We start from the raw sequence: 13,171 nt of genomic DNA, 5'->3' as shown, positions 1-13,171 counted from the left end.
GACAGCGAGGACACGTTCGCAGTCTGGCACACGTCCCGGCATCCGGCCCGCCCGTCTCGCGATGCGAAACGGGCGGGCCGGAGCGGGTGCCGCCTCAGACGATCTTGTGCAGCCAGCCGTGGGTGTCGGGGGTCTGGCCGCCCTGGATGGCCAGGAGGGCCCGGCGCAGCTCCATGGTGGTCGGGCCGGGCTCGCCGGTGCCGACCGTCCAGTCGGCGGCGGCCGACTTCACCGAGCCGACCGGGGTGATGACGGCGGCGGTGCCGCAGGCGAACACCTCGGTGAGGGTGCCGTCCGCGTTGGCCTGCTGCCACTCGTCGGTGGAGATCCTCCGCTCCTCGACGGCGTAGCCGAGGTCGGTGGCGAGCTGGAGCAGCGAGTCGCGGGTGATGCCGGGCAGCAGGGCGCCGGACAGCTCGGGGGTGACGATCTTCGCGTCCTTGCCCTCGCCGAAGACGAAGTACAGGTTCATGCCGCCCATCTCCTCGATCCACCGGTGCTCGGCGGCGTCGAGCCAGACGACCTGGTCGCAGCCCTTCTCGGCGGCCTGGGCCTGGGCGATCAGCGAAGCGGCGTAGTTGCCGGCGCACTTGGCGGCGCCGGTGCCGCCGGGCGCGGCCCGGACGTACTCCTTGGACAGCCACACCGAGACCGGCTTGACGCCGCCCGGGAAGTAGGCGCCGGCCGGCGAGGCGATGATCATGAACAGGTAGGAGTTGGCCGGGCGGACACCCAGACCGACCTCGGTGGCGAACATGAACGGACGCAGGTACAGGCTCTGCTCGGGCTCGTTCGGCACCCACGCCTGGTCCTGCTGGACCAGCAGCTCGACGGCCTCGACGAAGGTCTCCACCGGCAGCTCCGGCATCGCCAGCCGGCGGGCCGAGGCCTGGAAGCGGGCCGCGTTGGCCTCCGGGCGGAAGCTCGCGATGGAGCCGTCGGCCTGGCGGTAGGCCTTGAGGCCCTCGAAGATCGACTGGCCGTAGTGCAGGGTCATGTTCGCCGGGTCGACCTCCAGCGGCGCGTACGGCGCCAGCTGGGCGTCGTGCCAGCCCACGCCCTCGGTCCAGCGGATGGTGACCATGTGGTCGGTGAAGACCCGGCCGAAGCCGGGGTTGGTCAGCCGGGCCTCGCGCTCCGCGGTGGGCAGCGGGTGGGCGGAAGGCTTGAGGTCGAACTTGATGGGCGCCTGGGTGGGCGTGCTCATGGCTGTTTCCTTCACCGTGGGGTAGGTCCGGGCCGCCACCGCCGGGTGCCCGCCGCGGCCAACCAGCACCGGAACGAACGCACAACGGCACGACCCACTGTCGATACTCGCATCCAGAGGGCCGTGCCGAACAGCTGCCCGCTCCTTGGGGAGCTGCAAGCTGCGGTTATGTGGTGCGGCCCGCCGGGCCGCGACCGTTGTCGGCCCCGGCCCGTGGGCCGGAGTCCGTCAAGCGGATCCGGCCCGTCAGCCGGCTACTCGGGTGACCAGCGCGTCGCCGACCTCGGAGGTGCTGCGGGTGCCGGTGCGCTCGGCCAGGTCCGCCGCGACGGCGGCCTCCACCCGGGCGGCCTCGGCGGCGAAGCCCAGGTGCTCCAGCAGCATGGCGACCGACAGCACGGTGGCCGTCGGGTCGGCCTTGCCCTGGCCCGCGATGTCCGGCGCCGAACCGTGCACCGGCTCGAACATCGACGGGAACTCGCCGCCCGGGTTGATGTTGCCGCTCGCGGCCAGGCCGATCCCGCCGGTGACGGCGGCGGCCAGGTCGGTCAGGATGTCGCCGAACAGGTTGTCGGTGACGATGACGTCGAAACGCTCCGGCTGGGTGACGAAGAAGATCGTCGCCGCGTCGACGTGCAGGTAGTCGGTGGTGACCTCCGGGAACTCCCGGCCGACCTCCGCGAAGATCCGCGACCACAGGTGCCCGGCGTGCACCAGCACGTTGTTCTTGTGCACCAGCGTCAGCTTCTTGCGCGGACGCGCCTGGGCCCGGCGGTAGGCGTCGCGCACCACGCGCTCGATGCCGAACGCGGTGTTCAGGCTGACCTCGGTGGCCACCTCCTGCGGCGTCCCGGTGCGCAGCGAGCCGCCGTTGCCGACGTACGGGCCCTCGGTGCCCTCGCGGACCACCACGAAGTCGATGGCTCGTCGTGTCGGAGACGCGCCGTCGGACTCAGTGCCGGCCAGCGGGGACTTCACCCCGGGGAACAGGCGGCCCGGACGCAGGTTGATGTGGTGGTCGAAGGCGAACCGCAGCTTCAGCAGCAGCCCCCGCTCCAGCACGCCCGACGGCACGCTCGGGTCGCCGATGGCGCCCAGCAGGATCGCGTCGTGCGACTTCAGCTCGGCCAGCACGCTGTCCGGCAGGGTCTCCCCGGTCCGGTGGTAGCGCCGGGCGCCGAGGTCGTACTCGGTGGTCTCCAGCTTCACGTCGGCGGGAAGCACGGCACCCAGGACCTTGAGACCTTCGGCCACCACTTCCTGGCCGATGCCGTCACCCGGGACAACTGCGAGACGAATCGTGCGAGACATGCTCGGACCCTACTCCGGTGTCCCAGGGGCTGACACCCGGCGTCCACCATCCGGACGTCCGGGCATGGAACGTCGTCTGACGGGCGGAGAAGACCAGGCCGCCGAAGAGCAGCTCGGTGTGGGGCGGGAGATCCCGTAGCCGATCCAGGTCGTCCGCGGTGTAGCCGGTAGCCGGAGGGCGCAGCCACCCCGGCATCGCAAGGTCGGGTTTCCTTCCCACGGGGGCACCATCGCAGGCCGATCCGCCGGGCTGCCACCTCATCACCCCTACGAGGGAGCGCGGGGGGCCTGATCCGCGCGGGGAGCGCGCTTAGGGTGACGGGGTCCGGCAATCCCTCGCGGAAACGGGGTCGAGCAGCAATGGGCGTGCGGCGGCGGGAGGTGCTGGTCTGCGGGAGCGCGGCCGGGCTGGCGGCGGGCGGGTACGCGCTCGCGGTGGGGCTGCGCGGGGCGTGGCCGACGGGGGCGGGCGAGGCCGCCCTGCCGTACCACGCCCACCTGTGGGACCTGATGCACGGACGGGCGGCCGGGGACCTCCTGTTCAACTGGAACAGCGGCTACGGCGTCCCGTTCCTCGCCGACTTCTTCGCCTACCTGATGAACCCGTTCTCCTGGGCGACCGCCCTCCTCCCCCGCGACCAGGGCCGGTTCGCGCTCCTCCTGGTCACCCTCGCCACCATCGGCCTCGGCACCGCCCTGATGGCCCACCTGCTCGGCCGGCTGCACGCCGGCCCGCACTGGCTGCGGGCGCTCGCCGCCGTCGGGTACGGGCTCTGCGCCTGGGTGCTCGACGTCGGCGGGGCGGCGCCGATGTGGCTCTGGGGCCTGGTCTCGCTGCCGCTGCTCGGCCTGGCCGCCGACTGGTGCCTGCGCGAGCGGCGCTGGGTGGCCGGCTCGCTGTGCGTCACCCTCGCCTGGGCCGGCAACCTGTACACCGCCGCGCTGGCCACCCTGATGGCCGGGCTGCTGCTGGCCGTCCGCCTGTTCGCCACCCCGCGGCCGTTGCGCCACCGGGTCCGGGTCGCCGGGCGGGCCTTCACCATGGCCACCACCGGCGTCCTGCTCGCCTCGCCCGTGCTGTTCGTCGCCGTCCGGGCCGCGCACGGCGCCCAGCCGGAGTCCCCGGTGCAGCCGCTCGGCCCGTCCGGGCTCGGCGGGCACCTCGCGCAGCTGCTGCCCGCCACCCACGGCGGGCGGCCGCTGCCGGACGTCGCGATCGGTCTGCTGGGGCTGCTGCTGGTGTGCGGGCTGCCGTTCAACCGGCGGGTGCGGGTGCGGGAGCGGGCGGTCTGGTGCGGGGCGCTGGTGCTGGTGGTGCTCAGCTTCGTCTGGACCCCGACCGTGGTGGTCTGGCACGGTCTGGCGATCCCGGCCGGCGGGCCGTACCGGGTCGCGTTCGCGCTCAGCGGCCTGCTGGTGCTGGCCGGCTGGGTGTCGCTGGCGCACCGGCCGGACCGGCTCACCCTGCTGGGCGGCGCCGCCGTGGTCGCGGTGATCGCCGCGCTGGCGGCGGGCCGGCACTCGGTCCGCGCCTCCACCCGGACACTGCTGGCCGCCGGCGGGGTCGTCCTGCTCGCCGCGCTCTGGACCCTCGACCGCCGGCACACCGACCGCCGGGCCACCGCCCTGGCGACCTGGGTGCTGGCCGGCGCGGTGCTCGGCAACGCCGTCTGGTCCGGGTACGCGGCGCTCGCCGCCCCGGCCGACACCGCCTCCGCCAGCGCCGTCCGGGCCGGGTACGCGGCGGTGCGCGACGGCGCCGCGTGGCCCCGGGGCCGCAGCGACCCCGGCCCGCACGCCTTCACCACCAACGATCCGCTGCTGCTCGACGGCCAGGGCGGCGGCTACTTCAGCGGCTACCTGCCGACCGTCGCCGCCCTGCTGCTGCACGACCTCGGCGCGGGCTGGACGGCGGGCGGGCGGCAGACCGCCAGCGTCACCGATCCGGTCGGGCAGGCCCTGTTCGCCGTCCGCTCCCACCTCGACGACGGGCCGCCCCCGACCGGCTTCACCCCCGGGCGGGCCGCCGCGCCGCCGCTGGTCACCGTCCTGCCGCCCGGCGCCCGGCCGGACACCTCCTCGGTCTGGTCCCGGCAGGAGTCACTGCTCGGCAGCCGGGTGTACGAGGCCCCGCTGCCCGTCCCGGCCGGCGGCCCCGCGCCCACCCTGCACGGCACCAGCGGCTGGTCGCTGCCCGGCGGCGCCGAGGGCACCGTCCTCACCGCCGCCTGCACCCCCGGCGGCACGGCCTACTTCCACGGCGTCTGGTACCGGGGCACGGTCAGCGGTCTCGGCACCACCTACCGCAGCGACGGCGAACAGCCCACCACCGCCGTCGCGATCCACCGGCTGGGGCCGGTCCCCGCCGACGGGACGGTCCGGGTGACCCTGCGCTCCGACACGGTCGGCCAGATCCCGGCCCGCCCGATCGGCTGCCTGCGCCCCGGCGCCCTGGACGACGCCGTCGCCCGTCTCACCGCCACCGGCGCGACCGGCGTGGCGGCCGGCGGGCACACCCTCGCCGCGGCCCTCCCGGCCGGCTCCACCGGCACCGCGCTGCTGTCCGTCCCGGCCGCCGAGGGCTGGACCTGCGCGGCGGGCGGCGGCCGGTACGTCCCGCCGACGCCCGTCCTGGGCATGATCGGCGTACCGCTCGGCGCCGGCGCCGACCGCGTCGCCTGCTCCTTCCGCCCGCCCGGTCTCACCGAGGGCCTCACCGTCAGCTCCGCCACCGCCGCCGCCCTCGCCCTGGTCGCCGTCTTCACCCGTTTCTCCCGCCGCCCGGCCCGCGCCCCCCGCCGCACCCGTCGGCTCGCCGCCCAGGCCGCCCAGGCCGCTGACCGGGGCTGAGGCGACCAGGCCTGAGACAACCAGGGCGGACCCTGCCGGGCACGGCCGACGGCCGTCGGCACCACGGCGAGGCGTGGCGCAAACGCACGGGGGCGGCCCGCCAGCTCGGCGGGCCGCCCCTCGGGCAGGTGCGGTCAGGGCAGGGTGATCAGCTGGCTCCGGCGGGCGGCGGGGTTGAGGTGGTGGAGCAGGAGCAGGCGGGAGGTGTCGCCGGGGGCACGGCGGATGTCGAGGACGGTGCCGGGCCGGACCGGGGTGGCGAGGGCCGCGGGGCCGCCGAGGCCGGCACGGATGTCGACGGCGGGGTGCAGGACGTCGAGGGCCAGGACGGGGCGGGTGCCGCGCAGGCCGATGGCGGAGTAGGACTCGGCCGGGTCGGGTGTGCCGGGGGCGACGGTGCTGGTCCAGACGCCGTAGTGGACGGTGCTGTGGCCTTCCCGGACGCCCGGGAGCGCGCTCAGCCGGACGGGGAGGACGAGGGCGTCACCGTCCAGCAGGGCGGTGTCGGTGTCGCCCCAGTGGCCGTTCAGAGGCTGGACGTCGAGTTCGGCGCCGGTTCGGGCGTCGAGGGCGCGGGAGACCAGGACGTCGCTGCCGCGCAGCCGGTCGGCTTCGAGGATGACGTCGGTGGCGCCGTCGCCGTCGGTGTCCAGGGAGACCCGGACGCCGTAGAGCCCGACCGGGGTGGCGGCCGGGGCCCAGAGCTGGGCGCCCACGTACAGCAGGTCGGAGCTGGTGGCGGCACCGACGACCCGCAGGTTGGCGGCCCGGTCGCCGGGCTGCTGGACGCAGACGTCCTGCGGGGGGTCGGCCGGCTCGGCGTCGTCGGGTCGGACGCCGGCCCCGGGCCCGACGGCGGCTTCGCTGTCGGGCGGGCAGTCGGCCCAGCGGGGGCCTTCGCCGCCGAGGGTGAGGGCGGTGACGAGTCCGGGCCGGTTGCCGGGGGCGGCGCTGCCGCCGAGCATCAGGACGGTGCCGTCCCGGGTGGTGCGGGCGGCGGCGGTGGCGGTGAGGTCGGTGGCCGGGCGCGGGGCGGCGAGGACGGGGACGCGCAGCTGGGGCAGGGCCGGGTCGGTGACGGGGGTGAGCAGGACGCGGCCGGAGAGTTCGGCGCGGTAGCTGCGGGCCTTGCCGTCCTGCACGGTGTCGATGGTGGGGTCGGGAGCCCGGCCCAGCTCCCCGGGGACGGCGAGGGTGACGTGCACCCGCGCGGTGCCGCCGGCCGGGACGTCGACCTGGTCCGGCGTCACCTCGAAGGTGGCGCCGGGCAGTTCGGTGGCGGCCGCGTAGCCGGTGCGGTAGCTCAGCGGCCGATCCGCGTGGTTGCGCACCTCGATGTCGCGGCCGAGGGCGGTCGGCCCGGCGATCTCGACCGGCCCGTAGGAGACGCCGACGCTGCCTTCGGCAGCTCCGTCGCCGGCCGCGTAGGCGACGACGGGGGTGTGGACGGCCCGGTCGACCTGGGCGCGGCCGGCGCCGGTGCGCTCGGGGCCGTAGACCGGTCCGCCGTGGTCGTCGCCGAGCCAGGTGTCGACGGCGGTGTTCATGAGCGCGGCCTTGAGCTGTTCGACCGGCCAGTCGCGGTGGGCGGCGCGGACGAGGGCGGCGAGGCCGGTGATGTGCGGGGTGGCCATCGAGGTGCCGTCCTCGCGCTGGCCGCCGCTGCCGCTGCCGACGAGGGCGGACCAGATGGTCTCGCCGGGGGCGGCGAGGTCGGGTTTGACGATGCCGGGGACGCCGATGCCGCGGGAGGAGAAGTCGGTGAGGGTGTCGGTGCGGGCGGGCTGGTTCTGGGAGACGGAACCGTGCAGCGGGTTGCCGGGGGCGGCGAGGCGGACCTCGACCGGCCCGGCCGCGGCGGCCTGCCGGAGCCGTTCGCCGTCGGCGTGGGCGAGCAGGGCGGCCGGGATGCGGTCGTTGCCGGAGATCTCGGCGAGGTGGTCGGTGTCGGCGGCGTAGAGGGCGCCGATCGCACCGGCGTCGGCGGCGTGGTCGGCGCGGGGGCCGGAGTTGCAGGCCCGTTCGGAGTCGCGGGTGCGCCAGGTGAGGACGGCGATCTTTCCGGCGAGCCGCTGCCGGTCGGCTTCGCTGTAGGCGGCGCAGCCGTCGGACTGGTCGGCGGGCATGGCGAGTTGGCCGCTGACGTCGGCGCTGGACCAGCCCTGGTAGCGCTCGCTCCAGTGGGCCGGGACGACGCCGGCCAGGTCGGCGGGGGCGAGCACGGTGAGGCCGTCGGTGTCGCTGTGCTGGTCGACGGAGGCGGCGACGGTGATGGCCCGGGCGGCGGTGCCGGGGCTGCCGCCGATGCCGTAGACGTCGCCGTCGTTGCCGACGGCGGCGACCACGACGGTGCCGAGGGCGGCGAGCCGGTCGACGGCGAGGGCATCGGTGTCGTCGGGGCTGCCGAAGCGGCTGCCGAGGGAGAGGTTGACGACGTCGAGGCGGTCGCCGAGGTCGCCGTCGCCGTTGGGGTCGGCGGCGAGGTCGAGGGCCTGGGCGAGCCGGTCGGTGGAGCCGTCGCAGCCGAAGACCCGGATCGCGTACAGCTGGGCACCGGGGGCGGCGCCGGGGCCGACCTTGAACCCGGCGGGGTCGAGTCCGGGCCGGTAGGGGCCGGTGTACGGGTGGCCGTCGGCGGTGACGCCGTAGCCGGCGGCGGTGCCGGCGACGTGGGTGCCGTGCCCGTTGCGGTCGCAGTCGATCGGATTGTCGCTGGGGTGCGGGACGGGCTGGTGGTGCGGGGAGGACGGGTCGGGGTCGTAGTCGTCGCCGACCAGGTCCTTGCCGCCGATCACCTTGGCGTTGGGGAACAGGTCGGGCGGGGCGGGCTTGCCGCGTTCGACGGAGCGGAAGGCGGCCTCGGTGCCGGGGCCGCCGAAGTCGGCGTGGGTGTAGTCGATGCCGCTGTCGATGATCCCGATCCGCACCCCCTGGCCGGTGTTGCCGTCGCCGGTGGCACCGGCCCAGACCTGCGGGGCGCCGATCAGCGGGACGGAGTAGGCGTTGTCCCGCTGCTTGCGGACGATCGGGTGGACGGCCCGGACGCCGGGCAGCGCGCGCAGGGCGGGCAGCCGGTCGGCGGGCGCGTCGACGGCGAGGCCGGTGATCAGGGTGCGGGTGCGGTAGAGCTCGCCGGCGGTGGGCGCCGCCCGGTGGACGGCCGCGGCGAGCCGGTCGAGGGCTTCGCCGGCCCTGGCCCGCTGGGCGGCGCCGGCGTCCGCGGCCTCCCGGCGGGCGGCCTCCGGGGAGCGCTGGGCCCGCCGGGCCCCGTCGGCGGCGCGCCGCCAGGCGGGCCCGGCCGGCTCGGTGCCGAGTTCGAGCAGGACGGAGGCCGTTCGGCGGGCCCTCGACGGCTCCGTCGGGGGCCCGCCGGAGGCCGGGGTGGCGGCGAGCGCCGCGCTCCCGGCCAGCAGGGCCAGGGTGAGTCCGATCCGGGTGACGGGTCGGCGGACGGATGGCAGGCGCACTGGGCCCTCTTCCCCCGGCAGGGGGACTGATCCGCACACCGTGTCGCTGACGCCCGCCCGCGCGAACGTCGATCACCCTTCCGGGGGCCCCAAATTAGGATGATCGCGCCGAAGAGCGCGAGCAACTTCCCTCGGACGGGCGCCGGTTGCACTCGACCGGGTGACCTGACGGCAGCCCGAGCGGCCTATTCGGCGGATGAACGGCCGGGCCGGCGGCGGGCCGGCGAAGCCGCGGGGGCGCCGCCCGACAACACCTGACGGACGGGCCCCGCCGGCGACGCCCGCCAGCGGTTCCGTCAGAGGTGCCCGGTCGAGCCGCCGTTGTCGCGGCGGTCCAGCGCCCGCTGCAGGGCGGCGGCGGCGAAGGGGTTCCGTTCGGCGGCCCGGCGGCGGCGCGGGGCGCGGACGGGGGTGGCGGCGGGGGTGGGGGTGGCGTGGCGGTCGACGGTGAGGGGCATACCGGGCTCCTTGGAAGCGGCGCCCCGAAGAGGGCGCGGGAGGGGGAGGGGTACGCGCGGGGGCAGGGATCGCCTGCCCGTGAAGGCGCACGCGGACACGGGCCGAACGCCCTGTCTACAGGGTCGGCACGCCGTATCGCCCTTCCACGGTACGACCGGGCCCGGGCCGTGTCTGCACGAATACTTGGATTTCCTAGTATCTGAGACGGGAGCCACCCGGGGGAACGCAGCGGGGCCCGGACCGCCGGCGAACGGCGGTCCGGGCCCCGGGGGGCGTCGGGCTCAGGCGCCCAGGTCGACCGAGCGGGCGAAGCGGGCGCCGATCTCGGCGGCGATCGCCGACAGCACGTCCTGCGGGATCTGGCTGTCCACGGTGATGGAGGCGAGCGCGCCGCCGCCGTCGCGGGCGACCTGCATGCCGGCGATGTTGATGCCGGCGTCGCCGAGGTGGCGGCCGAGCACGCCGACCACGCCGGGGCGGTCCTCGTACTTGAAGAAGGCCATGTGGTCGGTGAGCGCGACGTCCACGTCGAAGGCGTCCACGCCGACGATCTTCTGGGTCTGCTTCGGGCCGGCCAGGGTGCCGGAGATGGCGATCTCCTCGCCGTTCGCGAGCGTGCCGCGGACGGTGATCACGTTGCGGTGCTCGGCGCTCTCGCTGGAGGTGGTCAGGCGGACCTCGACGCCGCGCTCCTGGGCGAACAGCGGGGCGTTGACGTAGGACACCGTCTCCGCCACCACGTCCTCGAACACGCCCTTCAGCGCGGACAGTTCGAGCACCTTCACGTCGTGCTGGGTGATCTCGCCGCGGACCTCGACGTCGAGCCGGACGGCGACCTCGCCGGCCAGCGCGGTGAAGATCCGGCCGAGCTTCTCGGCCAGCGGCAGGCCCGGGCGCACGTCCTCGGCGATCACGCCGCCCTGGACGTTGACGGCGTCCGGCACCAGCTCGCCGGCCAGCGCCAGGCGCACCGACTTGGCGACGGCGATGCCGGCCTTCTCCTGCGCCTCGTCGGTGGAGGCGCCCAGGTGCGGGGTGGCGACCACGTTGTCGAAGCCGAACAGCGGGGAGTCGGTGCACGGCTCCTTGGCGTACACGTCCAGGCCGGCGCCGGCCACCCGGCCGTCGCGCAGGGCGTTGGCGAGCGCCTCCTCGTCCACGATGCCGCCGCGGGCGGCGTTGACGATGCGCACGGTCGGCTTGACCTTGTGCAGCGCCTCGTCGCCGATCAGGCCGATGGTCTCGGGGGTCTTGGGGAGGTGGACGGTGATGAAGTCCGAGACCTCCAGCAGCTCCTCCAGGGTGACCAGCTTGACGCCCATCTGGGCGGCGCGGGCGGCCTGGATGTAGGGGTCGTACGCGACGATCTTCATGCCGAACGCGGACATCCGCTGGGCGACCAGGACGCCGATCCGGCCGAGGCCGACGACGCCGAGGGTCTTCTCGCTCAGCTCGACGCCGGTGTACTTGTTGCGCTTCCACTCGCCCTGCTTGAGCGCGGCGTTGGCCGGCGCGATGTTGCGGGCGACGGAGATCAGCAGGCCGCAGGCGAGTTCGGCGGCGGTGACGATGTTGGAGGTCGGCGCGTTCACGACCATCACGCCGGCCTTGGTGGCGGCGGCGACGTCCACGTTGTCCAGGCCGACCCCGGCCCGGGCGACCACCTTGAGCTTGCGGGCGACGGCCAGCGCCTCCGCGTCGACCTTGGTGGCGGAGCGGATCAGGATCGCGTCGACGTCGGCGATCGCGCCGAGCAGCTCGGTGCGGTCGGCGCCGTTGCAGTGGCGGATCTCGAAGTCGGGGCCGAGGGCGTCGACGGTGGCGGGCGACAGCTCTTCGGCGATCAGGACGACGGCGGTTTTGGATGTCACAGTGCTCACGACAGTGTGTCCTTAACTCTGCGGTTCTCCCCGGCACGTGGGTGGCGTGGACGGCGGGGGGAAGGTGGCATGCCGCGTAGGTAGACGCACGACGCTGTGGGCCTGACGCGCACTCGGAGTGTATCGACGGGCTGGGTACCAGGCTGCTCCCGTCCGGCGAAATCACCCGGACGAGAGCAGCCTACTTGTACAAGGAAGTTACAAAATCGGGCAGAGCCCGAGGCCGGTTCAGGCCTTGTCGTCGACCCAGCTCATCAGCGAGCGCAGCTTCTTGCCGGTGGTCTCCAGCAGGTGGTCCTCGTCGGCCTTCTTGTACTCGTTGTACTTGGGCAGACCGGCCTTGTACTCGGCGATCCAGGTGTTGGCGAAGGTGCCGTCCTGGATCTCGGCGAGGACCTTCCTCATCTCGGCCTTGGTGGCGTCGGTGATGATCCGCGGGCCGGTGACGTAGTCGCCCCACTCGGCGGTCTCGGAGACCGACCAGCGCATCTTCTCCAGGCCGCCCTCGTACATCAGGTCGACGATGAGCTTCAGCTCGTGCAGGCACTCGAAGTAGGCGATCTCCGGCTGGTAGCCGGCCTCGACCAGGGTCTCGAAACCGGCCTTCACCAGGGCGGCGGTGCCACCGCAGAGGACGGCCTGCTCACCGAACAGGTCGGTCTCGGTCTCCTCGGTGAAGGTGGTCTTGATGACGCCGGCCTTGGTGGCGCCCAGGCCCTTGGCGTAGGACAGCGCCAGGTCGAAGGCCTTGCCGGAGGCGTCCTGCTCGACGGCGACGATCGCGGGGACGCCGCGGCCCTCCTCGTACTGGCGGCGGACCAGGTGGCCCGGGCCCTTCGGGGCGACCATGCAGACGTCGACGTCCGCCGGGGGCTTGATGAAGCCGAAGCGGATGTTCAGGCCGTGGCCGAAGAACAGGGCGTCGCCGGCCTTCAGGTGCGGGGCGATGTCGGCCTCGTAGACGTCGGCCTGGATCGGGTCCGGCACCAGGATCATGATGACGTCGGCCTCGGCCGCGGCCTCGGCCGGGGTGACGACGCGCAGGCCGGCCTCCTCCGCCTTGGCACGGGACTTGGACTCCGGCTTCAGGCCGACCCGGACGTCGGCGCCGGAGTCGCGCAGGGACAGCGCGTGGGCGTGGCCCTGGCTGCCGTAGCCGATGACCGCGACCTTGCGGCCCTGGATGATGGACAGGTCGGCGTCGTCTTCGTAGAACAGCTCGGCCACGGGGGCACATCTCCTTGCGTGATGGTTGCCGGGTACGCGCTCTCTACGGTAGGCGTACCGGCGGGGGTGTGGGGCGGTGCTTCAGGGTGTGAGACGGTCGGCGTCTCAAAGGGTGCTCAGGCGCTGCGGTCGAGGGCGCGCAACGAGCGGTCCGTGATCGAACGGGCGCCGCGCCCGATGGCGACCAGGCCGGACTGGACCAACTCCTTGATGCCGTAAGGCTCCAGCATCCGGAGCATGGCCTCCAGCTTGTCCGAGCTTCCGGTGGCCTCGATGGTCACCGCGTCCGGGGACACGTCGACGGTCTTGGCACGGAACAACTGGACGATCTCGACGATCTGCGACCGGGTCTCGTTGTCGGCGCGGACCTTCACCAGGACCAGTTCCCGCTGGATCGCAGCGGACTGGTCGAGTTCGACGATCTTTATCACGTTCACGAGCTTGTTGAGCTGCTTGGTGACCTGTTCCAGCGGGAGGTCCTCGACGTTGACCACGATGGTCATCCGGGACACGTCCGGATGCTCGGTCGGGCCGACGGCGAGGGAGTCGATGTTGAAGCCCCGACGGGAGAACAGGGCGGCGATGCGGGCGAGCACGCCGGGCTTGTTCTCGACCAGGACGGAGAGGGTGTGCTTGGACATGGGGTTCCTCAGGCGCTCTGGAGTTGAAGGGGGGCGTTAGTCGAGGTCGTCGCCGAAGTCGGGGCGGATGCCCTTGGCGAACTGGATCTCGTCGTTGCTGGTGCCGGCCGCGACCATCGGCCAGACCAT

Annotated in this window: 8 protein-coding genes; 1 reads left to right on the top strand and 7 read right to left on the bottom strand. The window is 74.1% G+C overall.

The window, feature by feature from the left end; translation table 11 throughout:
- Positions 1-94 precede the first annotated feature (94 nt).
- Positions 95-1,207 (bottom strand): branched-chain amino acid aminotransferase, encoded by a 1,113-nt coding sequence (locus ACIO9K_RS31475; protein WP_400334999.1) that lies wholly within the window; start codon positions 1,205-1,207, stop codon positions 95-97.
- A gap of 246 nt (positions 1,208-1,453) precedes the next feature.
- On the bottom strand, positions 1,454-2,518 hold the full coding sequence (locus ACIO9K_RS31470; RefSeq protein WP_363626247.1) for a 3-isopropylmalate dehydrogenase: 1,065 nt from the start codon (positions 2,516-2,518) through the stop codon (positions 1,454-1,456).
- A 360-nt stretch (positions 2,519-2,878) separates the two neighbouring features.
- Between ACIO9K_RS31470 and ACIO9K_RS31465 the strand changes: the two genes are divergently transcribed.
- Positions 2,879-5,368, top strand: coding sequence for a YfhO family protein (locus ACIO9K_RS31465; protein WP_400334996.1), 2,490 nt, complete (start codon positions 2,879-2,881; stop codon positions 5,366-5,368).
- A 134-nt stretch (positions 5,369-5,502) separates the two neighbouring features.
- On the opposite strand, the gene ACIO9K_RS31460 is transcribed toward ACIO9K_RS31465, so the two are convergent.
- The 5 genes from ACIO9K_RS31460 to ilvN all read right to left on the bottom strand — a co-directional run bounded on the left by ACIO9K_RS31460 (position 5,503) and on the right by ilvN (position 13,042).
- Positions 5,503-8,835, bottom strand: coding sequence for a S8 family serine peptidase (locus tag ACIO9K_RS31460; RefSeq protein ID WP_400334994.1), 3,333 nt, complete (start codon positions 8,833-8,835; stop codon positions 5,503-5,505).
- Positions 8,836-9,131: 296 nt separating this feature from the next.
- Positions 9,132-9,293 carry a hypothetical protein gene (locus ACIO9K_RS31455; RefSeq protein WP_363626253.1) on the bottom strand — a complete coding sequence of 54 codons (162 nt, stop codon included), beginning with the start codon at positions 9,291-9,293 and terminating at the stop codon, positions 9,132-9,134.
- Between the two features lie 282 nt (positions 9,294-9,575).
- Entirely contained in the window at positions 9,576-11,165 is a 1,590-nt protein-coding gene (serA, locus tag ACIO9K_RS31450) for a phosphoglycerate dehydrogenase (RefSeq protein ID WP_363378782.1), read from the bottom strand.
- 237 nt (positions 11,166-11,402) lie between these two features.
- Complete coding sequence (gene ilvC, locus ACIO9K_RS31445; protein ID WP_063347727.1) at positions 11,403-12,401, bottom strand: ketol-acid reductoisomerase; 999 nt, start codon at positions 12,399-12,401, stop codon at positions 11,403-11,405.
- A gap of 116 nt (positions 12,402-12,517) precedes the next feature.
- Positions 12,518-13,042, bottom strand: a complete 525-nt coding sequence (gene ilvN / locus ACIO9K_RS31440) for an acetolactate synthase small subunit (protein WP_030302941.1) — start codon at positions 13,040-13,042, stop codon at positions 12,518-12,520.
- Between the last annotated feature and the right edge of the window lie 129 nt (positions 13,043-13,171).

The organism is Kitasatospora sp. NPDC087271 (genome assembly GCF_044744605.1).
Taxonomy (GTDB): domain Bacteria; phylum Actinomycetota; class Actinomycetes; order Streptomycetales; family Streptomycetaceae; genus Kitasatospora.
This window is presented reverse-complemented; position numbering and strand designations above follow the sequence as displayed.

Bases quoted from the DNA above. Each gene is read 5' to 3' on its own strand.
- ACIO9K_RS31465 (WP_400334996.1), top strand. From the start codon at position 2,879: ATGGGCGTGCGGCGGCGGGAGGTGCTGGTCTGCGGGAGCGCGGCCGGG.
- ACIO9K_RS31455 (WP_363626253.1), bottom strand. From the start codon at position 9,293: ATGCCCCTCACCGTCGACCGCCACGCCACCCCCACCCCCGCCGCCACC.
- ACIO9K_RS31470 (WP_363626247.1), bottom strand. From the start codon at position 2,518: ATGTCTCGCACGATTCGTCTCGCAGTTGTCCCGGGTGACGGCATCGGC.
- ilvN (WP_030302941.1), bottom strand. From the start codon at position 13,042: ATGTCCAAGCACACCCTCTCCGTCCTGGTCGAGAACAAGCCCGGCGTG.
- ACIO9K_RS31475 (WP_400334999.1), bottom strand. From the start codon at position 1,207: ATGAGCACGCCCACCCAGGCGCCCATCAAGTTCGACCTCAAGCCTTCC.